Annotated in this window: 22 protein-coding genes and 1 pseudogene; 14 read left to right on the plus strand and 9 right to left on the minus strand. The window is 41.0% G+C overall.

Going from position 1 to position 20,016, the window contains the following annotated elements:
• Positions 1 to 134: 134 nt before the first annotated feature.
• Genes PR683_RS05080 through PR683_RS05090 form a run of 3 tightly spaced genes read left to right on the plus strand, consistent with a single transcriptional unit; the run spans position 135 to position 2,315 of the window.
• Complete coding sequence (locus PR683_RS05080) at positions 135 to 506, plus strand: ArsC family reductase (RefSeq protein ID WP_164528763.1); 372 nt, start codon at positions 135 to 137, stop codon at positions 504 to 506.
• A 13-nt stretch (positions 507 to 519) separates the two neighbouring features.
• Positions 520 to 1,650 carry a succinyl-diaminopimelate desuccinylase gene (gene dapE / locus PR683_RS05085; RefSeq protein WP_123381901.1) on the plus strand — a complete coding sequence of 377 codons (1,131 nt, stop codon included), beginning with the start codon at positions 520 to 522 and terminating at the stop codon, positions 1,648 to 1,650.
• A complete protein-coding gene (locus PR683_RS05090) occupies positions 1,647 to 2,315 on the plus strand; it encodes a M15 family metallopeptidase (protein ID WP_109912444.1) in 669 nt (222 codons plus the stop codon). Before dapE ends, PR683_RS05090 begins: the two co-directional genes overlap by 4 nt.
• A gap of 60 nt (positions 2,316 to 2,375) precedes the next feature.
• Here the strand turns inward: PR683_RS05090 and PR683_RS05095 are convergent, their stop codons facing one another.
• The gene (locus PR683_RS05095; protein ID WP_004911334.1) at positions 2,376 to 2,768 is read right to left on the minus strand and encodes a DUF454 family protein; all 393 of its coding nucleotides are present in this window, start codon (positions 2,766 to 2,768) and stop codon (positions 2,376 to 2,378) included.
• 244 nt (positions 2,769 to 3,012) lie between these two features.
• Between PR683_RS05095 and PR683_RS05100 the strand changes: the two genes are divergently transcribed.
• Positions 3,013 to 3,264: a hypothetical protein gene (locus PR683_RS05100; protein WP_248445678.1), complete on the plus strand. Its 252-nt coding sequence runs from the start codon at positions 3,013 to 3,015 to the stop codon at positions 3,262 to 3,264.
• A 147-nt stretch (positions 3,265 to 3,411) separates the two neighbouring features.
• Positions 3,412 to 3,603, plus strand: coding sequence for a YpfN family protein (locus tag PR683_RS05105; RefSeq protein ID WP_109912443.1), 192 nt, complete (start codon positions 3,412 to 3,414; stop codon positions 3,601 to 3,603).
• On the opposite strand, the gene PR683_RS05110 is transcribed toward PR683_RS05105, so the two are convergent.
• Positions 3,584 to 5,605, minus strand: a complete 2,022-nt coding sequence (locus PR683_RS05110) for a tRNA(Met) cytidine acetyltransferase TmcA (protein ID WP_272581700.1) — start codon at positions 5,603 to 5,605, stop codon at positions 3,584 to 3,586. The genes PR683_RS05105 and PR683_RS05110 overlap by 20 nt on opposite strands.
• 7 nt (positions 5,606 to 5,612) lie before the next feature.
• Positions 5,613 to 6,065, minus strand: coding sequence for a DUF441 domain-containing protein (locus tag PR683_RS05115; RefSeq protein WP_004911348.1), 453 nt, complete (start codon positions 6,063 to 6,065; stop codon positions 5,613 to 5,615).
• Between the two features lie 582 nt (positions 6,066 to 6,647).
• Between PR683_RS05115 and PR683_RS05120 the strand changes: the two genes are divergently transcribed.
• From PR683_RS05120 to PR683_RS05140, 5 genes and pseudogenes are all read left to right on the plus strand, one after another.
• Positions 6,648 to 7,073: a PPC domain-containing DNA-binding protein gene (locus tag PR683_RS05120; RefSeq protein WP_109912441.1), complete on the plus strand. Its 426-nt coding sequence runs from the start codon at positions 6,648 to 6,650 to the stop codon at positions 7,071 to 7,073.
• 36 nt (positions 7,074 to 7,109) lie between these two features.
• Complete coding sequence (locus PR683_RS05125; RefSeq protein WP_004911353.1) at positions 7,110 to 7,691, plus strand: hypothetical protein; 582 nt, start codon at positions 7,110 to 7,112, stop codon at positions 7,689 to 7,691.
• Positions 7,692 to 8,396 (plus strand): energy-coupling factor transporter transmembrane component T, encoded by a 705-nt coding sequence (locus PR683_RS05130; RefSeq protein ID WP_164528761.1) that lies wholly within the window; start codon positions 7,692 to 7,694, stop codon positions 8,394 to 8,396. It begins immediately after the preceding gene.
• Complete coding sequence (locus tag PR683_RS05135; RefSeq protein WP_272581701.1) at positions 8,387 to 9,250, plus strand: energy-coupling factor ABC transporter ATP-binding protein; 864 nt, start codon at positions 8,387 to 8,389, stop codon at positions 9,248 to 9,250. Before PR683_RS05130 ends, PR683_RS05135 begins: the two co-directional genes overlap by 10 nt.
• A pseudogene (locus PR683_RS05140) lies at positions 9,237 to 9,878 on the plus strand (energy-coupling factor ABC transporter ATP-binding protein); the annotation flags it as partial. The gene PR683_RS05135 and the pseudogene PR683_RS05140, both read left to right, overlap by 14 nt.
• 232 nt (positions 9,879 to 10,110) lie before the next feature.
• Here PR683_RS05140 and purC read toward each other — a convergent pair.
• The 3 genes from purC to dapA all read right to left on the minus strand — a co-directional run bounded on the left by purC (position 10,111) and on the right by dapA (position 13,327).
• Positions 10,111 to 10,824, minus strand: a complete 714-nt coding sequence (gene purC, locus PR683_RS05145) for a phosphoribosylaminoimidazolesuccinocarboxamide synthase (RefSeq protein ID WP_004911363.1) — start codon at positions 10,822 to 10,824, stop codon at positions 10,111 to 10,113.
• 525 nt (positions 10,825 to 11,349) lie between these two features.
• Positions 11,350 to 12,402, minus strand: a complete 1,053-nt coding sequence (bamC, locus tag PR683_RS05150; protein ID WP_272581703.1) for an outer membrane protein assembly factor BamC — start codon at positions 12,400 to 12,402, stop codon at positions 11,350 to 11,352.
• A 16-nt stretch (positions 12,403 to 12,418) separates the two neighbouring features.
• Complete coding sequence (gene dapA / locus PR683_RS05155) at positions 12,419 to 13,327, minus strand: 4-hydroxy-tetrahydrodipicolinate synthase (RefSeq protein WP_004911368.1); 909 nt, start codon at positions 13,325 to 13,327, stop codon at positions 12,419 to 12,421.
• A gap of 287 nt (positions 13,328 to 13,614) precedes the next feature.
• Here dapA and PR683_RS05160 point away from each other — a divergent pair, with 287 nt between their 5' ends.
• Positions 13,615 to 14,172, plus strand: coding sequence for a glycine cleavage system transcriptional repressor (locus PR683_RS05160; RefSeq protein WP_004253549.1), 558 nt, complete (start codon positions 13,615 to 13,617; stop codon positions 14,170 to 14,172).
• Positions 14,173 to 14,186: 14 nt separating this feature from the next.
• Positions 14,187 to 14,657 carry a thioredoxin-dependent thiol peroxidase gene (bcp, locus tag PR683_RS05165; protein ID WP_004911370.1) on the plus strand — a complete coding sequence of 157 codons (471 nt, stop codon included), beginning with the start codon at positions 14,187 to 14,189 and terminating at the stop codon, positions 14,655 to 14,657.
• A 47-nt stretch (positions 14,658 to 14,704) separates the two neighbouring features.
• On the opposite strand, the gene PR683_RS05170 is transcribed toward bcp, so the two are convergent.
• Positions 14,705 to 15,769: an AI-2E family transporter gene (locus tag PR683_RS05170; protein ID WP_004911372.1), complete on the minus strand. Its 1,065-nt coding sequence runs from the start codon at positions 15,767 to 15,769 to the stop codon at positions 14,705 to 14,707.
• Between the two features lie 195 nt (positions 15,770 to 15,964).
• Between PR683_RS05170 and PR683_RS05175 the strand changes: the two genes are divergently transcribed.
• Both PR683_RS05175 and arsC read left to right on the plus strand, forming a co-directional pair.
• Positions 15,965 to 17,428: a beta-barrel assembly-enhancing protease gene (locus tag PR683_RS05175; RefSeq protein WP_272571570.1), complete on the plus strand. Its 1,464-nt coding sequence runs from the start codon at positions 15,965 to 15,967 to the stop codon at positions 17,426 to 17,428.
• A 12-nt stretch (positions 17,429 to 17,440) separates the two neighbouring features.
• A complete protein-coding gene (gene arsC / locus PR683_RS05180; RefSeq protein WP_123381896.1) occupies positions 17,441 to 17,797 on the plus strand; it encodes an arsenate reductase (glutaredoxin) in 357 nt (118 codons plus the stop codon).
• A 43-nt stretch (positions 17,798 to 17,840) separates the two neighbouring features.
• On the opposite strand, the gene hda is transcribed toward arsC, so the two are convergent.
• Positions 17,841 to 18,542 carry a DnaA inactivator Hda gene (gene hda / locus PR683_RS05185; RefSeq protein ID WP_036957653.1) on the minus strand — a complete coding sequence of 234 codons (702 nt, stop codon included), beginning with the start codon at positions 18,540 to 18,542 and terminating at the stop codon, positions 17,841 to 17,843.
• Positions 18,543 to 18,669: 127 nt separating this feature from the next.
• Positions 18,670 to 19,965: a uracil permease gene (gene uraA, locus PR683_RS05190; protein ID WP_004253542.1), complete on the minus strand. Its 1,296-nt coding sequence runs from the start codon at positions 19,963 to 19,965 to the stop codon at positions 18,670 to 18,672.
• Positions 19,966 to 20,016 lie beyond the last annotated feature (51 nt).

The raw sequence follows: 20,016 nt of genomic DNA on the forward strand, positions 1-20,016 counted from the left end.
ATATTAATTATCGAGGCTAAATTACATTTAATGTAATTATAAGGTTATTATAGATTTCTCACATTTGGGCTAGATCCCAAGTGAGTTTTGCCGCATTATGTAAGGATTATCGCTAGTTTTTTGAGGAAAATCATATGCCCAATACACCTAACTCTCCTTATATTATGTACGGAATTAAAAACTGTGACACCATTAAAAAAGCACGCCGTTACTTAGAAGACAATGGAGTTAACTATCAATTTCATGATTATCGTGTTGATGGTATTAGCGATGAACTGCTTTCTATCTTTATGGAACATATTGATTGGGAAGTGTTAGTCAATAAACGAGGAACAACTTGGCGAAAATTGACTGATGATGAAAAAAATGCAGTTATTGACGCAGATAGTGCTAAAAAAGTGCTAATTGCAGAGCCTGCCATGATCAAAAGACCCGTACTTGTTTCTCCAGATAACCGATACTTAGTTGGGTTTAACGCTAATGACTACCAAAACTTCATTCGATAATCAGGTGGATTTAATGGATTGTCCCGTTATTCAGCTTGCCAAAGAACTAATTGCACGCCCTTCTATCAGCCCCGATGACCAAGGCTGCCAAGCGATCCTTACCAAGCGCTTAAACCAACTTGGTTTTACCATTGAACCAATGCATTTTGGTAGCACATTAAATTTTTGGGCTCATCGAGGCACTCAAGGACCAACCCTCGCATTTGCAGGTCATACCGATGTTGTACCAGCAGGCAATAGCGAAAATTGGCAGACTCCTCCGTTTAACCCAACAATTATTAATCAACATCTGTATGGCCGTGGTGCAGCTGATATGAAAGGTTCTGTCGCAGCAATGGTTGTCGCAGCAGAGCGCTTTGTCGAAAAACACCCTCACCATCAAGGGCGCTTGGCCTTTTTAATCACATCAGATGAAGAAGCTGATGCATTAGATGGCACGGTTAAAGTTGTTGAAACATTAATGGCTCGTAATGAGCGTGTTGATTATTGTTTAGTCGGTGAGCCATCAAGCCAATCTCATTTAGGTGACATCATAAAAAATGGGCGTAGAGGCTCTATTACAGCAAATTTGACTATTTTAGGAACGCAGGGGCATGTAGCTTATCCACATCTAGCTGACAACCCGGTGCACCGAGCAACCGCTTTTTTGCAAGAGCTCACTTCAACTATCTGGGATAACGGCAACGAATTCTTCCCTGCTACCACCATGCAAATTGCCAATATTCATGCGGGTACTGGGGCAAGTAATGTAATCCCCGGTGAGCTATTTGTTCAATTTAATTTTCGTTTCAGCACAGAATTAACCGACACACAAATACGTGACAGGGTCACAAGCATGTTAGACCGTCATGGCCTCGTATATAAAATAGAATGGTCATTATCTGGTCAGCCATTTTTGACTGAAAAACAAGAACTTGTCACTGCAACCTTGCAGGCAATCCATGAACTAACGGGTCTTAACGCAGAGCTATCTACCAGTGGTGGTACATCTGATGGTCGTTTTATCGCTCAAATGGGCACTCAAGTAATTGAGCTTGGCCCATTGAATGCCACTATACATAAAGTTGATGAATGCGTTAGTGTCAAAGACTTGCAACAACTGGCCTTAATTTATGAGCGAGTCATGGAGCTATTGTTATTATGATCACCATCGCAATGTTAACAGGCCGTTCAACGGACCATTTAGTGACACTTGGCGGCACTCATCGTCTACAATTTAATGCCACTAAGGCATTTTTAGCCATGCAACAAGCTGCAGTAAAAGCGGGCTTCAAGTTACAATCTGCAAGTGCATTTCGCGATTTTTCACGTCAACAGTTAATTTGGAATGAAAAATTCACTGGTCTCCGCCCTGTTCTTGATGCACAAAGCCAACCTTTAGATATTACAACGCTTTCAGAAGGTGAGCTGTGTGAAGCTATTTTACATTGGTCTGCATTACCCGGAGCAAGCCGTCATCATTGGGGAACCGAAATAGATGTTTATGACCCATTACGGATCCCAGCAGGGCAAACTTTGCAATTAGAGCCTTGGGAATATGAAACTGGCGGCTATTTTGCTGAATTAAACCACTGGCTCACGGATAACATGGCGACATTTGATTTTTACCGTCCCTTCACGGCAAAAAATGCAGGGGTTGCCTATGAACCTTGGCATATTAGTTACTGGCCGTTATCCCATGAAGCTGAACAGTTGTTAACGCCAGAAGTCATTACGCAAGTTCTTGAGCAAGAAGATATTCGTGGGAAAAATTGGTTAAGCACTAACTTAGATTATGTATTCGAACGCTATATTAGAGCTCCTGAATAATTTCTAAGCTAACAAAGCAATTTCTATAGCGCCAATGCCCCATAGATGATGCGACATCATTTATGGGGCTTCTTTATTTTGTTTGGAAATTTGTTCATCAACAACTGGAAGCCGATACATAAAAATAAGCAGCCAACACAACAGTGCCAATAAACCAATTTTTAACCATAAATAACTAACAACCCAGATTGATAGTGAAAAAGTGAGAACTATCAATATAATTGCTTTTGGTTTTGCCCCTTTCGGTAACCCTTTATGCTTTTGCCAGTGACGAATATACCCCCCAAACCAAGAGCGATATAATAACCAATGATGAAAACGTGGAGATGAACGAGAAAAGCACCATGCCGCCAATAATAAGAAAGGTGTGGTAGGCAAAACAGGAAGAACGACGCCAGCAAAAGCCAGCGCAACGGCTAACCATCCAATAACAATGAGGAACAATTTTTTCAAAATCACCCCTCCTCCCGAATAAATAAATTAAATGGTAAAAACCGCATAAAATCTGTGGTAACTCATAATAATATCAATGGTATACTCTAATGGTAAACAAGCTTAATGAAAAGTCGCTTTTGCCTGTTGATGCGATTATTATTCTCTTGTTCTACGACGAAAAGAGCGCTAATAGCCCCAGTCATTGACTTGCAAAGCCTGAGAAAATGACAGGAGCCTAAACTTAAGACTATTAGGAAGCCCCATGAATCATTACTCTTTTTTTATGAAGGACGGAAAGGTAATTGCTATCGTTACACCAAATGAGCAAGAGACCCAAAAGCTAATTGCTGCCGGATATGAAAAGCAATTTGAAGAGATTGAAGCCGTTTCAACAGAAAAAGCACTTGAACGCTTTGCTAATATTCGCGGTGAAGAGGTTAAAAATATCTACGCACTTACAGGCTCTGATATTTTGCTTGGCATTGTTGGTGCATTTGCCATGGTATTTAAATAAACAATAAGCTCTGTAGGTATATTTTCTGTAGCTATCTCTGAAAAAACACACAGTTTCATATAAAGTGTAAATGGTACTCTAATGGTATAAATTTTAAATAATTTAAAATCAACATTTAGCTTTTACCCAGTTTCATAGAGGTAATGTATGCAATGGTTAGCCGACTACTGGTGGATAATTTTACTCTTATTGGTAGGTATTATCTGGAATTCAGTCAAAGAAATGATGAAATTGGACCCCAAAAAGTTTTTAGATGACAAGCCAGAAATTCCCCCACATCAAGATAATAACCACCTTTGGGATGATGAAGACGATTGGCCTAAAGACAAGAAGAAATAACCTTTTGCTTTATTTCAGCTAAAAGCGCTGGTTGGTATTGTTTTACCTGTATACCAACCTCTTCTCTTACTCGTTGTAACCATTGCTTTTGCCCTGTCATACCAATATCCGCACAAATCTGTGCGATAGGCTCGCCTGACAGCAAGTGCCGTCTGAGCAGCGCAAGCCCGGCTGTTTCTTCCCTTAATAAACGCATAATCGCACTTTGGCTCGCAGAAATAGGCCGTTTAAACTCACTAAAACCGATCAGTTCTATCCAATCATCAGGGGTTAATTGCTGCTGCTCACTGGTTTCTAAAGCAAACTCAGACAGATCATTTCGCCAATAAATATCGCGTTTTAATTGCATTTCCCCTTGCTGGCAAAGTCGCCTTGCTCGATCTGATAGCGATAATATCGCCATTGCCGTGAAACAGCCACTACTCGCTTCTTTGTGCGAACCTATTCGCATTAACCGAAAGCCCGCTTTTTGCCAAAATGCGACTAAGTCTGGTGTTAATCCAAAACTAACAGACAAAAAATCTAACCCTTGCTCTGTAGCAATTGCTTTCTGTTTTTCTAAAAGCGTTAAACCAATTTGGCGCCTACGGTGGTTCGCATCAACGGCAATACGCATCACTCGGCGAGATAGCCATTGTGCCGCAATAGGGAAATAACTATGAGCTGCTAAAGATTGGACAACTAAATTTCCTCTTGGTCGACGAAGCCCAGCCCATATTTGCCAGCTCAATGATTCGGTCAACTGTCCTTCATCTACCATCCATAATGCACCTATATAAGCACAATTATGAGACTCGGTTTTTGCCACCATAAAATGTTGCTGTTGGGCATCCAATAGACGTCGTAAATCTAATGGTGACGTTCGATAATGTGCACTCATCAATAAGCCATAAAACGCTTTTAATTGCTCATTATTTTCCGCTAATGATGCCTGGGTTAACGCTTTATATTCAATATTTCCAGCAAAAACCGTTTGAGTGACGGGTTCTTGCAGCAATAAAGCCTCATTGACCCATAATTCTAAGGGGTCATTAGCCGCATAGCGCATTGGGTTATCAAGTTGCAGTAAAGTGAAATGGGCTAAACTTGCACAGAATTTTAGCGTAAATCCACGCCCTGTTCCTTCATAGCCATCGACTGTCGTGGTTAATAAAACTCGAGGGAAATACCCCACTAGTTCTCGTAAAATATAATTAGGGATTGCAGAAGCTTCATCGATGATCAGCCAATCTGTGGTTATATTTTCATTGCTACGGCAGTATGCGAGTAAGCTATCTGGAGACCAAAAATTAATCTTTTTACCTGCATGCCGGCTTAAGACTTCCGTTGCCACTTTTGCAGGAGCACAACACCAACACTCTCCTGCAAAATGCTGTATTAACATCCCTGCTATTGCCGATTTACCGCGCCCCCTCGGCGCTATCAAGCCCCAAACTCCATGTTCTGCGCTTAATAATCGGCTAATTATTTGCTGCTGCTGTTCTGTTGGCTGGCCTGTCGGTGCTTGCCATAATGGTTTGTTTTTTAGTAATGAAAAATCAGGCTCATTCCCTTGTTTATAAAATAAAATATCGGGAGATGTTTGGAAAGTTCGCTGCAAGTGATGTACAAAATTCGGTGTCGAAATGAGCCCCAATTGTTCATTCCAGCGCAAGCTGTCTAGATCGGTATTTGTCGCCCACTCTTTTTGAGGCGCCGTACATAAAACTAACAAGCTCCCTGCTTTTAATGTGCCAGCAAGCATGGCTAGTGCTTCACTATGAAACCCTTTACGTACATCAAAAATGCCATGTAAAAATTCACGGCCCAATAATAGATGCGCATTTTCAGGGGAAACCCCTTGCGGTAAGTTTGATGAAATCGTTAACCAATCGCCATCAATAGCAACTTGAAGTTGTTTTAGTTGTTGTTCTACCCATGCATCGTCGCCAGAAAGAACCATAAGACGACGCATACCAACTATATGCAGTTGTTCTATAATGACAGGAAGTAATTTCACCATCGTAATACTATGATTTACCAATTAATAGTGACAAAATCCCAGCAGCGATTAAGGGCCCTACCGGTACACCACGGAATAAAGCAACGCCAATGACGGTTCCAACCAGTAAGCCTGCAACCGTAGACGGTTGATGGGACATTAATGTGACGCCCCTACTACCCAACCAAGAAACTGCGATCCCAATAACAATTGCCAAAATCGATTTCCAATTCAAAAATGAGCTTAATACCTCATTAGCCGTTATTTTACCACTCGCAATTGGAGCCATAACACCGATTGTTAAGATAAGTATCCCAATGGTTAAGCCATATTTTTCAATCCATGGAAAATAATTATTTAATGGTGTTATTCTGACCACCAATAAAAATAGCATCGCAAGGGTGACTGTCATATTATGACTAATGATACCTAACCCGGCTAAGACCAGTAAAATGATTAATGTTGGATCAACATGACTCATAGATTTGTCCCTGTAAAACGCACAATTATAATTTATTAGCAGCAACTAGGCTGATTTAAAAACATGTTATTGGCTCATCATCAAAGAAGCAAATATTAACGCCAACTCTTTTTATTTTTACGGCGACGATATTTTTAATTAATAAAAAATCTCACTATCTCCACACAATTAATTAACTAAAATGCGACATTTTAGCTGTTCTTTATTATCTATTTAATACTTTTTAAAAGATGTATTCTCAGCATATTTCACGGTAACAAGCTTAATTGTACAAAAATTAGCATGGCAATACAGATAATCCCCACCACCAGTAAAACTTAAGCTAAATATTCGGAATATTCATCACTGTTTATTTTTTTATTTCTGCGTTTTTCTTATATTTATCATGATAAAAACTAACTTGTAGTGCCTTTTGCTGAAGATAGGTCTAAATATCTTTACAACCAGACAATCCATCTCAATTGCGTATAATAATCACAGATAATTAATACAGAAAAATCATAACTTAGCATTATTTATAATTTTAATGATTTAAATGGTTGTGCGACGCTCTGCATAAGCACAATTATTAGGATTAAGAATATGAACCAATCTTTATCGCCCTATTCAAACGCGCGTTTTATTGCTATTCGTTTAATCCCTGGCGAAGACGCACTTTTAACATTAAGACATAAAATTGAGCAACATGGCCTACAAGCTGCGTTCATTGCTAGCAGTGTCGGCAGCTTAACTGACGTTGCACTACGTTTTGCAGGCCAAGAAGAGACCTTTCAAACAACAGGTAAATTTGAAATTGTTTCATTAATTGGCACTTTAGATGCCAAAGGCGAACACCTGCATTTAGCTGTCTCTGATGAGCAAGGGCAAGTCCTCGGTGGTCATATGATGCCAGGTTGTACGGTCAGAACAACATTAGAGCTGATTATTGGGGAACTGGAAAAGGTAAATTTCATTCGTGAACCTTGCCCGTTATCAGGTTATGAAGAACTTATCATCACTTCTCGCTAATTTTATTATTCCATTACTGTAAGGAATGACTTTGTCATGGGTAAAACGTCGATTATTTCTAGTCGTACACTGACTTTAATTGTTTTTTCTATTGCCATTAATATGGTTATTGGCCAATTAAGTTCAATGCTAAAACTGCCTATTTTTCTGGATTCTATAGGAACGTTAATTTGTGCGTTATTAGCAGGCCCTTGGGTTGCGTTATTAAGTGGTTTATTAACTAATTTATTATGGGGTTTACTCAGTGGGCCAATTGCCGCTGCATTTGCACCTGTTGCGATGATGATTGGACTCAGCGCTGGGTTATTAGCTCGCGCAGGTGGTTTTCGCACCTTACCAAGAGTGGTTTTATCCGGTGTAGTGATTACTTTTGCATTAATGATAGTTGCTGTTCCTATACGTACATACTTATTTGCAGGAACAACCGGTAGCGGAGCAGACTTTTTTGTCGCGTATTTCCATGCTGTTGGCGATAACTTATTAGAATCAGTGGCAATTACGGTATTAGGCGCCAATATTGCGGACAAAGTTGCATCTGCCATTATTGCTTGGCTACTCGTTCGACAATTACCAGAACGTGTCCAACGTAATTATCCAAATATGGCGAAGGTCAGTTAAATGCATCCATTCACCTCGCTGACAATTTGGTTTTGGCTCAGTGTAAGTTCGCTTTTCTTACCTCTGAACTGGCTATTAATTGTGCTAGGTTGCAGTACTTTCGCTGCTTTATTATTTTGGCGACCTGCACGTCATCGTTGGCGCATTGTTGCATGGATTATGCTCCCCATGGCGGCAGGGCTTTGGTTAATTCACGGGGGTTGGCTAGCTCAACAATTAACCGGGGATGCCTTAAAAAATAGCCGTCCTGAATTTGCACTAGCATTGTGGTTTAAGTTATTAACGATTATTAGCGCTTCTCAGCTTTGGTTGCAATATGTACCGACTGAACGCTTTATTCGTGCGTTGTTTGCTAGCCGTTTACCTGCTAGTTTTGCATATCTACTCGCGGGTCCGTTATTGCTTGCAGAACAATTTCGTCAGCAATTAAACACCATCCGTGAGGCACAATTGGCAAGAGGCGTCCCTCTTGACGGGCGCTTTTGGCAACGTGTTACATCATTACCGGCCCTATTATTTCCACTTGCCAGTAATACTCTTAGTGATCTGAGTATTCGTGGAGCCGCATTAGATATGCGTGGTTTTCGCTATTGCGCTAAACGCACGACATTGAACCCACCTACGGATAGTTCATTCCAAGCCCTACTTAGGTATGGGCTAGTTTTGTTAATTTTTATTGAAGGTGGTCTCTCTCTATGGTGGTGAATCTACAACAAATGCGCTTCATTCCACAAAGCGCGGAGCTGTCCTTATTAGGACCGATAGATCTTCAGCTTAATGCAGGCCAATGGCTATGTGTATTTGGCGGTAATGGCAGCGGGAAAAGCACACTAGCGCAAATACTTGCAGGTTGGCATAGTGACCTTATTCAAGGGAAAATAGAAGGAACCGCTGAAGTATTACAAGTTCCCTTAGCTGACAGCTCTGTGGTTCAGGTATCAGTATCACGCCAACTTGTTCAGCAATCCCCCCAATTACAACTCTCGGGTTGCGCGTTTATCGTTGAACAAGAAATTGCGTTTGGGCCTGAAAACCTTGGCTTGTCACCCAGTGAAATTAGTCAACGAGTTGAACACGCGATTGCGCTCACGTTTTGTGAAGCTCTACGTACGCGCCATCCTGCGACATTATCGGGTGGTGAAGCACAACGCGTCGTGTTAGCAAGTGCATTAGCGATGCAACCTAAACTCCTCTTGCTCGATGAAGCCTTTAGTCGGCTAACACCCAGTGCAACACAACGTATTTTAGTGCAATTGCAACACTATACAGAACACACAAACTGCAGCATTATTTTTTTTGAACGCAATTTATTACCTGCCATCAGTTTCTGTGATTCATTCCTTTTGTTGAGTACTGGCAAAGCCTTTTTAGAATCTGGGAAAGTGGTTGCTATAGGCTGTTTGGATGATGTTTTTCTTGATGCTATTGAAACAATCAATATGCCAGAGGCTTGGCGTGCTATAGGTGAACTGGTCAAATTAGGGCATTGGCGAGACACAATTCCCCACAATGAAGCGCAATTGCTACAGATGTTTAAGGAGCGGCATGTTACAGCTTAAAAACCTGAGCTATCGTTGGCCAAGCTCTACTATTGATAATATACAATCTTTATCTCTATCTATTCACCCTGGTGAATGGGTCGCTTTAGTTGGGGATAATGGCGCAGGTAAATCAACATTATTACGCCTGCTCGCAGGGTTATTGCGCCCTACACAAGGTGATATTCAGCTTGATAACCAGCCGCTTAACCTTCTTTCCTCACCACAAAGAGCCAACCATATCGGTATTTTATTCCAAGAAGCTGAGAAACAAATTTTTCATAGTTGTGTGCGTGATGAGATTGCTTTTGGTTTAAAACGCCAAAGATATCATAAACGTGATATTCACGCGCGAGTACAGCAAGCACTTGAAATTTGTCACTTAGTCGATGTAGCAGATAAACACCCTTTAGATTTACATGCAGGCCAACGCAGGATGGTTGCTGTTGCCTGTTTAGAGGCCGTTTCACCTAAGTTATTGCTGCTTGATGAACCAAGCCGTGACTTCGACGCTTTTTGGCTGCGCAAATTTGAACATTGGCTAACCTTGCAACGCGAAAAAGGGGTAACCGTCGTTTCTATTAGCCACGACCTTGATTTTGTTGCCCGCCATTTTCAACGCGTATTGCATTTATCAAATGGCCAACTCATCGCTGACGGTCAGCCAACGGAAATATTAAGCCATCCAGAGTTACAAGTCGAAAGCCCATTGCCCGCTCCTACGTTGACGTCACTTAGTCAACAACTACAAATAAAGACTACTGATACCGCTCTCTCATCATGGATTACACATTTTATTAGCCAACAATCACCCTCGATTAGCGACTAAAAAAATAGCCTGCAATGCAGGCTAAAATCTCATTCAAATTATAGGAAATTGATTAATCTAGCTGTACGCCAATACGGCGTGCGACTTCTTCGTAAGCTTCGATTAAGCCACCAAGGCTCTGACGAAAACGGTCTTTATCCATTTTATTGAGCGTTTCTTTATCCCATAAACGGCTGCCGTCTGGTGAAAACTCATCGCCTAATACCACTTGGCCTTTATACAAGCCAAACTCCAGTTTAAAATCGACTAAGATTAACCCTGCATCCGCAAAAATCTTACTGAGTACTTCATTGGCTTTGTAGCTTAGCTCACGCATTTTTGCCAAGTTTTCTTTGCTCACCCAACCAAAGGTTTCACAGTACGATTCATTCACCATTGGGTCGTGTTTGGCATCGTCCTTTAAAAATAAGTCAAATAGTGGCGGATTTAACACCATGCCTTCTTCAACACCTAAGCGTTTTACTAGTGAACCTGCGGCACGGTTACGGATCACACACTCAACAGGCACCATATCTAACTTTTTCACCAGGGCTTCTGTGTCAGACAATAATGCTTCCATTTGTGTTGGAATACCGGCTGCTTCTAATTTGCTCATAATGAAATGGTTAAATTTGTTATTTACCATACCCTTACGGTCAAACTGCTCGATACGCTCACCATCGAGTGCTGATGTATCATTACGGAACTCCAGAACCAGTAGATCAGGATCCTCTGTGGTATAGACTGTTTTTGCCTTACCACGATACAACTCAGCTTTCTTTTGCATCTTACACACTCCAGGGATGTGATTAAACTAAACAAAAATCAACCTGCACAGCAGATTCAGATAAGTAACAGAAGAACAAAAACCAATCAAATGGCCTATTCATTGTTAATTTTCTGCTCTGTTTCAGTCAGTTACTGAAATTCACCATGTGAAACGCTAACTAGCTGATATTCAATATTTTATAATTCACTGTTAATCATGATAATAAAATTCCCGAGCAGACGCAAACGATTACTTAACCATAAACACTGATTTTTTGTCCATTTGTTTTAGGTGAAAACATGAAAGATAAAATTAGCCTACCAGAGAAGGAAAATTCAAATTGATGAAATGCTATTTAATAACTAACTAAGTATATAGATTACGAGTAGCATGAAATAAACAAAATACAGAGTTGATAACCACCAGCCTATGCGTATGAAGCTTAATATCTTTACCCCAATACAAACCCATCCAATTTAAATAAAAAAACCGCAGCTTGTATTTAAGCTACGGTTTAATTAGTCATCTCAAAATGTTGAATGATTACTTTTTGGCAGGTGCTTTACTAAATGCTGCTTTCAGCGCTGCAACCATTTCATCATTTTGTTTTTGTGTTAAAGGCACACCTTTGGTGGTGATAAATTGCAGTGTACTACGGTTATTTAAGTCACCAACCTGCACTTTATAATCTGCTTCTGGCACAGTTGGGTCATCAATACCCAAAGCCTGCCATTCTGAGCTGCTTAAACCTTTGTAAGTTACCATCACAGAACCACTTGAGCGCGTACGGTCACCCACTTTCATACCAACACTTTCTAAGGTGTGAGGTAAACGTTCCCATACTGCATCAAATGGCGCACGAACCACAACTAAAGGTAAGCCAGTATCATCACTACCGGTTTGAACATCAATGATACCGTAGGCATTTTGGATACTATTTTTGTTTGAAGTATCACGTAACGTATATAAGTTATCGGTTAATTCATTCAATAACAGCTTGTTATAACGTTGAGTTTCGACAACATCCGTAATTGTCTCTCCCCCTTGACGTAAGCCTAAGCTAGTTACCGTTAATGCCATCATACCGTTTTCTGGCCGCACTGTAACTTTATGGCGACTCTCAATCGGTACGTTTTCATCTGCGCGCTCCCATTTCACCCAATCGGTTTCAATTGAGCGAGAGCCATCGTCTTTAGATGAAACTGGAATCCCTCTTTGCTCTAAGATCATCGTAACTTGTGACCAAAGTGCGCTATTTTCAGGTGTATTTTCTAGCAACAAACGACTTGCTTGAGCGCTATCCTCTGTACGAGAACCCGCTAATTGCGAAATTGTCAGTACTGGTGGACGAATGTCTAACGCTTTTCCTATTGCCCCTGTTGATGTGGCTTTAGGGATATCATACTCACCATTTTGTTCTGGTAATGTAAGCCCCTGTGGCACATTCAACACTTTCAATGGCGCAGCATTGAGATATTCCTCATCACCACTGACCTGACGTTTATAGCGCTGATCGCTGGAGCAGGCTGCCAGTAACACAACAAGTGACAGGCCAGCAACCTTCATAACCTTCGATTTTTGCAATAATGTTGCCATTAAAATTCCCTAAATTTTACAGTAATCCAGCGAGTTTCAAGGCTTCCTCAACTTTTTGCTGGCCCGAGGTGGTTAACGGTGTCATTGGCAACCGTAATGTCCCATCTGCAATCAGACCTAAGCGATGACAGCCCCACTTCGCTGGAATTGGATTTGGTTCAACAAATAACTGAAGATGAAGCCCCATCAGTTTTTTATTTAATTCACGCGCCTCAGTATATTTGCCTGCAAGCGCTAAGTCACACATTTTTACCATCTGTGCGGCCGCAACGTTAGATGTGACCGAAATAACGCCTTTACCACCTAGTTGCATGAAATCAAGCGCCGTTGCGTCATCACCTGTTAACAGTACAAAATCATCATCAACCAGTTCTTTGATTTGATGAACCCTAGCTAAGTTCCCTGTTGCCTCTTTAATTGCAACAATATTCGCCAGTTTTGCTAAACGCCCCACAGTTTCAGGCAACATATCACAGCCAGTGCGTGATGGTACATTATAAAGAATCTGTGGCAAGCTGGTGTTTTCTGAAATTGCCTTAAAGTGTTGATATAGCCCTTCTTGAGAAGGCCTATTATAATAAGGTGTTACCGTCAGGCAAGCAACCACACCGCTGTTTTCAAACTCATTTGTCAAAGAAATAGCTTCAGCGGTAGCATTTGCACCGGCTCCTGCAATAATAGGAATACGACCATCTGCTAATTCAAGCGTCGCTTTCACGACATCCACATGTTCTTTGTGCGTTAAGGTTGCTGATTCGCCAGTTGTACCAACAGAAACAATCGCAGTTGTTCCACTTTCAACATGATAATCCACCAACTTTTTCAGGCTCGCTTTATCTAAACGCCCTGCCGAATCCATTGGTGTAATAACTGCAACAATGCTTCCCGTTAAAAAATCTTTATAATTTGCGTTTCCATTAGCCATAGCGATACCCCCTTAATAATTGAACTACCATGTTACTTTTTCATTTCAAAGAAGAAAACCACCCAATAGCAAGAATTTAATGAATTTTGTTAATGCCGAGGACATTAACTTAAATAGAAGTAATAATTCACTGATATTTCTCGCAAGAGTCTATTTACCCCCTTGGCAGATTGCCTTTTTTATGGTTTCCTTACCCTCATAGCCAGTCAGTTGTTAGCGCTAGAATTTTACTGCTATATTCTAATTAAATGTTTAACTGACATAATTAAAATACTAAGGAATAGACTTTGCCTAAGACTGAACAGCAATTTCTTGTCATTACTGCGCTGGGAACAGATCGTCCGGGCATTGTGAATACTATTACACGTCTCGTCAGCGAGTGTGATTGTAATATTGAAGATAGTCGCTTAGCGATGTTTGGCAAGGAATTCACCTTCATTATGATGCTCTCCGGCAGTTGGAATGCTATCACCCTTTTAGAAGCGACATTACCACCTAAAGGCGCCGAGCTCGACTTGCTTATCGTAATGAAAAGAACTCAGAGTGTGCAAACAACCTATTACCCATCGACAGTAACAGTGAATGTTGTTGTCGACGATGCACCTCGTATTGTCGAGCAATTCACAAATTTATTCACAACTTCGCAGTGTAATATCGCAGAGCTTGTTTCTAAAACACAACCAGCCAATAATGATATGCCCGCTCAACTGGAAATTCAGATTACTGCACACGATCCGTTGGACGATAATGGCATAATTATAAAAAATAAATTTCAACAACTATGTACAATGCTAAATGCTAAAGGCAACATAAGTATTGTTAACAACCCCAACATGCAAAGTTAACGGAGATATATTTAATGAACCCATTGAAAGCCGGTGATAAGGCGCCTCAATTTAGCCTTCCTGACCAAGATGGTGAGCTCATCAATCTTTCTGATTATCAGGGTCAGCGCGTATTAGTTTACTTTTATCCTAAAGCGATGACTCCTGGCTGTACTGTTCAAGCGTGTGGTCTACGTGATGAAATGGATACACTTAAAGCGAAAGGTGTCGAAGTATTAGGTATTAGCACAGACAAACCAGAGAAACTATCTCGTTTCGCTGAAAAAGAGATGTTGAACTTCACTTTGTTATCAGATGAAGACCACCAAGTATGTGAGCAATTTGGGGTTTGGGGTGAAAAACAATTCATGGGGAAAACCTATGATGGGATTCATCGCATTAGCTTCCTTATTGACCCTACTGGGAAAATAGAGCACGTCTTTGACAATTTTAAAACCAGTAACCACCACGAAATCGTGCTTGATTACATCAATACACACGCTTAATCGTTACTTCTTAGTGCTGTATGCCCCCATACAGCACTATTACTAACCTAGTTCGTTGACTCCGTTGGCTCTTCCGGCCAGACATGAATAACCGCTTTAATCAGTGTTGCTAAAGGTATTGCAAAAAACACGCCCCAAAAGCCCCATAACCCACCAAACACCACAACAGATAAAATAATCACTAGTGGATGTAAATTCACGGCTTCAGAAAACAATAAAGGCACCACAACGTTGCTATCCAAACCTTGAATAACTAAATAAAACAACATTAAGTACCAAAATTCACTACCAATACCGTACTGAAAGAGCGCAACAATAACCACGGGGATCGTGGCTGCGACCGCACCAATGTAAGGGATTAATACCGCTACCCCGACAAGAACCGACAGCAATACGGAATAGCGCAAGTCAAAGTAAGCAAAACATAAATATGTTGCCACCCCAACAATCACCATTTCAGTAACTTTTCCTCGCAAATAATTGGTGATTTGTTCATTCATTTCGACCCAAACTTTACCCACTAACAAACGATTTTTCGGTAACAGCTTGAGGAAGCTTTTGCTAATACGCTCTTTATCTTTTAAAAGAAAGAATGTCATCAACGGCACTAGAACTAAGTAAACTGCTAAAGTAAAAATACCTATTAATGAAGCAACTGACGCTTTAACCACAGAGTCTGCAATACCCGACATACGGCTACGCAGGTTATCTGCCATCATATCGATAATGCCTACATCCACTAGCGCTGGATATTGCTCTGGCAGTTTTTGTGCAAATTCATTGAAACGGTTAACCATATTTGGCAGATCGGCCATCAAATTAATCCCTTGCTGCCATGCGGTTGGTGCAATAATTAAAATAACCATGGCACTTATTCCGGCGAATAAGGTCAAAATAATACCGACAGCAACTGAACGGGATAACCCTATGCGTTGTAATAAATTGGTTGGCCATTCAAGCAAATAAGCTAAAGCAATTGCCGCCAGCAATGGAGCCAGTATACTGCTGAAAAAGAAGATGATCACAAACCCTGATACGAGTAATGTAAAAAGGGCTATGGCTTGTGGGTCAGCAAAACGCCGACGATACCACTGTAAAAACAATTCCAGCATTTATTGCTCCTAGGGAATAACACAAAGGACAGTTCCTAAAGTAACGAAAATTATACCGAAGAACAGATTTTACGATAGCTTTTGCTATCATGTGTTTTAAACTTTTCGTATTTTTAAGTGCCTTACTTAAAGCACACCCGAAATAAAGTCGGTACTTACCCTAAATTAAAATGTTGTATGGGATACTCACGTTTCATGAAGAAAAATTTAAAATATCCATTATTGGCTTTCATGATCGCTGCGCTAATGAACGGTGCAGTATTACCTGCTTATAGTGCAATTGAAGATACCTTACCCGATATAGGAACCACAGCAGGAGGCACACTTAGCATCAACCAAGAAATTATTATGGGAGATGCTATTACACGCCAAATACGTGCCAGCACCCCTCTTATTTATGACCCATTGTTAACCCAATATGTTAACAAACTTGGCATGCGGTTAGTGAAAAATGCCGACTCAGTTAAAACACCGTTTAAGTTCTATTTAGTCAACAACCCCAATATTAACGCATACGCCTATTTTGGGGGCAATGTAGTGCTACACTCAGCATTGTTCCGATACAGCCAAAATGAAAGTCAGCTAGCATCCGTCATGGCGCACGAAATATCTCACGTTACGCAAAGGCACCTTGCGCGAATGATGGAAGACCAAAAAAGCACCACTCCTCTCGCGATTGCAGGGACGATTGGTTCTTTGCTGTTAGTGATGGCGAATCCTCAAGCCGGTTTTGCCGCTTTAACAGGCACAATGGCTGGGGTTCAGCAAGGTATGATCAGCTTTACCCAAGCCAATGAACAAGAAGCTGACCGTATTGGTTTACAGACATTAAGGCGCTCAGGCTTTGACCCGCATGCGATGGCTGATTTTATGCAAACAATGTCAGACCAAACTCGCTATATGTCAAAGCCCCCTGAAATTCTATTAACGCACCCCTTGCCGGATAGCCGTTTAGCTGATGCCAGAAACCGATCGAACCAATACCCTAAAGTGAGTGTGCCATCATCACTGGACTTTATGTTAGCCCGAGTTCGTATTTTGGCTATGTATAGTACCGAGCAAAAACATGCTTTAGACCAAATCATTGAAAACTATGGTGAAGGTTCTGCACAAGAACAAATTGCAGCGCAATACGGTAAAGCGCTACTACTTTCTCAAGACAAAAAGTACGCAGAAGCAGGAAAAATCCTGACAGAGCTATTAGCGAAACAACCCGATAACCCTTGGTTTATCGATAGCATGACTGATGTCGACATTGAACAACATCAAGTCTCTAGAGCGGTCTCTCGTTTACAGAATGCTTTGAGAAAATCACCGAAAAATACCGTATTTATTGTCAACCTAGCTAACGCATTAATTAATAATCATCAATATAAAGAAGCAACAACCTTACTGAATAAATATACGTTTGATTACCCTGATGACCCGATTGGTTGGGATTTACTGGCAGAAGCGTCCGCAAAACAAGGTAAGCGTACCGAAGAACTTGCTGCTTACGCAGAAGGGATGGCGTTACGGGGTAACTATGACACTGCAATTAATTATCTCAGCGATGCTAGCCGTCAAAGCCGTTTAGGCAGTTACGAACAGCAGCGTTATGACGCTCGCATTGATGCGCTTAGAAAACTACAATTACGTGACAAAAATGCAAAACCGTAAGGAGTTATAATAATGACGGATTCGATTAAGATTTACCACAACCCACGCTGTTCTAAAAGCCGTGAAACCTTAGCCCTTTTAACTGATAAGGGTATCTCCCCCACGGTGGTCGAGTATTTAAAAACGCCCCCAACGGTCGCTGAAATCAAAAAACTCCTTAAAATGTTAGGCTTTAAAGATGCTCGTCAATTAATGCGCACCAAAGAAGAGTTGTATAAGGAATTGAATTTAAACGATGACACCTTAACTCAGGATCAACTCATTAAAGCAATGCATGAAAATCCTAAATTGATTGAACGCCCTATCGTTGTTAATGGTGATAAAGCACGTTTAGGTCGTCCGCCTGAGCAGGTTTGTGAAATCTTATAAACTCTATTTTGGCAGCTATATGGCTGCCAACTCATTTAATCAACTAGAGTTTTAAAATATCTTTTACGAAAGGAATCGTTAATTTTCGCTGAGCGACAATTGATGCGTGGTCAAGTTTGTTTAAGATATCAAACAACGTTCCCATTTTTCTATCTAGACGTTTTAATACGAAACGACAAACATCTTCCGGTAATTCAAAACCACGAATACGAGCGCGTAATTGCAGTGCCCAAATCTTATCTTCGTCACTCAGTGGGTGCAGTTTATAAATTTGCCCCCAATCAAGGCGAGAGGCTAAATCGGGTAATTTCAGTTCGATTTGCCGAGGAGGCCTGTCCCCAGTAATTAATAGACAAGTGCGACCAATTTCCAAAATACGGTTATACAAATTGAAAATCGCCATTTCCCACTCTTCATCACCCGCGATGCACTGAATATTATCAATACAAACGAGTGATAAATGTTCCATACCGTCGAGTACTTCAGGAACAAAATACGCACGTTTATCCAAAGGAACATAACCGACTGCAATGCCTTGTTCAGACAGCTCTGCACAAGCTGCGTGCAGTAAATGGCTTTTCCCGCCGCCTTCACGCGACCAATAATAGATATAACTGCCATGGGGTTGATTAATAGCAGACTGAATAGCAGACAGCAACGCCCCATTTTCCCCTGCATAAAAGCTCGCAAAGGTTTCATCATCTGGCAGATATAGTGGTAATGAAAGCTGTGATGGTGTGTTCAGAAGCGCCTCTGGCTGTACAAATCAATTTTCATCTAGCAGTTTACCATAAAAAACACGGATAGATGAATAAGAACGGTGACCAAATGCCGTTCAAACAATTGAACGGCAATATGGAAAATTGTGTGGCTTATTTTTTATTGCTATCAAGCTCTTGGACTTCAGATGTCACAAACTGCTTTTCAGGCCTAACAAACGTTATAAAACGGAATAATAATGCCATAAAGATCCCAACTATCGTTGCTAGCGCCATACCTTTGAGTTCAGCTTGACCAATATGGATAACGGCTCCGCTCACACCAATAATTAAAATCACTGAGGTTAAAATCAAATTTTGTGGCTTGTTATAATCGACTTTTGAATCAATCAACACTCGAATACCTGATGCACCAATTACCCCGTACAATAAGAGTGAAACCCCGCCCATCACAGGAACTGGTACTAATTGGATAGCAGCCGCTAATTTACCAACACAAGATAATAAAATAGCAATAATTGCGGCTCCGCCAATTACCCAAGTGCTGTATACCTTGGTAATTGCCATGACCCCAATGTTTTCACCATAAGTCGTATTTGGTGTCGAGCCAAAGAAACCGGAAATCACCGTAGAAAACCCATTAGCAAACATTGAACGATGTAAACCTGGTGATTTCATTAAGTCACGTTCAACAATATTCGCAGTGACGACCAAGTGCCCTACGTGCTCAGCGATAACCACTAATGCAGCGGGCAAAATGGTTAAAATAGCAAACCATTCGAAGCGTGGAGTATAAAATGTAGGAATAGCAAACCACGGCGCTTCAATAACCGGGGTAAAGTCCACAATGCCCATAAAATAGGACAATGCATAACCCGCTAAAAAGCCAATCAAAATTGGAATAATAGATAAAAACCCACGGAAAACGACCGCGCAGAGAATAGTGACTGACAACGTGGTCAGGGAAATAATTAACGTGTTCGAATCAACCACTGCGCCATCTTTAGGTAATAGCCCAGCCATACCTGCAGCCGTTTGAGCTAATTCTAAACCAATTACGGCTACGATTGCCCCCATTGCTGCTGGGGGGAACATGACGTTTATCCACCCTCTTCCTGCAACTTTAACAATCAGTGCAACAATACAGAACAGCACGCCACAGATAATGAAGCCGCCAAGTGCCAGCTCATAACCTAATGGTAATAAAATCAGCACTGGGGAAATAAATGCAAAACTTGAGCCTAAATAAGCAGGAATTTGCCCTTTACAAATAAACAGATACAGCAGCGTTCCGATCCCATTAAACAGCAAAATTGTAGCGGGGTTTACACCAAACAGAATCGGTACGATAACGGTTGCGCCAAACATAGCAAATAGGTGTTGAAGGCTCAGTGGTATAGTTTGTAATAATGGTGGTCTTTCTTCAACACTGATGGTGCGACGTGTCATGTGGCTTTATCCTCTTTTAGCGAAATGGCTAATCACTGAATAAGCAGTGAG

Origin of the sequence: Providencia sp. PROV269, assembly GCF_028477785.1 — a bacterium.
Taxonomy (GTDB): domain Bacteria; phylum Pseudomonadota; class Gammaproteobacteria; order Enterobacterales; family Enterobacteriaceae; genus Providencia; species Providencia rettgeri.

What these genes read in the sequence shown, in the direction of transcription:
- uraA (WP_004253542.1), bottom strand. Translation starts at nt 19,965, where the DNA reads ATGACACGTCGCACCATCAGTGTTGAAGAAAGACCACCATTATTACAA.
- purC (WP_004911363.1), bottom strand. Translation starts at nt 10,824, where the DNA reads ATGCAAAAGAAAGCTGAGTTGTATCGTGGTAAGGCAAAAACAGTCTAT.
- PR683_RS05125 (WP_004911353.1), top strand. Translation starts at nt 7,110, where the DNA reads ATGGGTAAAACGTCGATTATTTCTAGTCGTACACTGACTTTAATTGTT.
- arsC (WP_123381896.1), top strand. Translation starts at nt 17,441, where the DNA reads ATGACGGATTCGATTAAGATTTACCACAACCCACGCTGTTCTAAAAGC.
- PR683_RS05130 (WP_164528761.1), top strand. Translation starts at nt 7,692, where the DNA reads ATGCATCCATTCACCTCGCTGACAATTTGGTTTTGGCTCAGTGTAAGT.
- bcp (WP_004911370.1), top strand. Translation starts at nt 14,187, where the DNA reads ATGAACCCATTGAAAGCCGGTGATAAGGCGCCTCAATTTAGCCTTCCT.
- PR683_RS05090 (WP_109912444.1), top strand. Translation starts at nt 1,647, where the DNA reads ATGATCACCATCGCAATGTTAACAGGCCGTTCAACGGACCATTTAGTG.
- dapE (WP_123381901.1), top strand. Translation starts at nt 520, where the DNA reads ATGGATTGTCCCGTTATTCAGCTTGCCAAAGAACTAATTGCACGCCCT.
- PR683_RS05175 (WP_272571570.1), top strand. Translation starts at nt 15,965, where the DNA reads ATGAAGAAAAATTTAAAATATCCATTATTGGCTTTCATGATCGCTGCG.
- PR683_RS05170 (WP_004911372.1), bottom strand. Translation starts at nt 15,769, where the DNA reads ATGCTGGAATTGTTTTTACAGTGGTATCGTCGGCGTTTTGCTGACCCA.
- PR683_RS05115 (WP_004911348.1), bottom strand. Translation starts at nt 6,065, where the DNA reads ATGAGTCATGTTGATCCAACATTAATCATTTTACTGGTCTTAGCCGGG.
- PR683_RS05135 (WP_272581701.1), top strand. Translation starts at nt 8,387, where the DNA reads ATGGTGGTGAATCTACAACAAATGCGCTTCATTCCACAAAGCGCGGAG.
- bamC (WP_272581703.1), bottom strand. Translation starts at nt 12,402, where the DNA reads ATGGCAACATTATTGCAAAAATCGAAGGTTATGAAGGTTGCTGGCCTG.
- PR683_RS05105 (WP_109912443.1), top strand. Translation starts at nt 3,412, where the DNA reads ATGCAATGGTTAGCCGACTACTGGTGGATAATTTTACTCTTATTGGTA.
- PR683_RS05120 (WP_109912441.1), top strand. Translation starts at nt 6,648, where the DNA reads ATGAACCAATCTTTATCGCCCTATTCAAACGCGCGTTTTATTGCTATT.
- dapA (WP_004911368.1), bottom strand. Translation starts at nt 13,327, where the DNA reads ATGGCTAATGGAAACGCAAATTATAAAGATTTTTTAACGGGAAGCATT.
- PR683_RS05110 (WP_272581700.1), bottom strand. Translation starts at nt 5,605, where the DNA reads ATGGTGAAATTACTTCCTGTCATTATAGAACAACTGCATATAGTTGGT.
- PR683_RS05080 (WP_164528763.1), top strand. Translation starts at nt 135, where the DNA reads ATGCCCAATACACCTAACTCTCCTTATATTATGTACGGAATTAAAAAC.
- PR683_RS05100 (WP_248445678.1), top strand. Translation starts at nt 3,013, where the DNA reads ATGAATCATTACTCTTTTTTTATGAAGGACGGAAAGGTAATTGCTATC.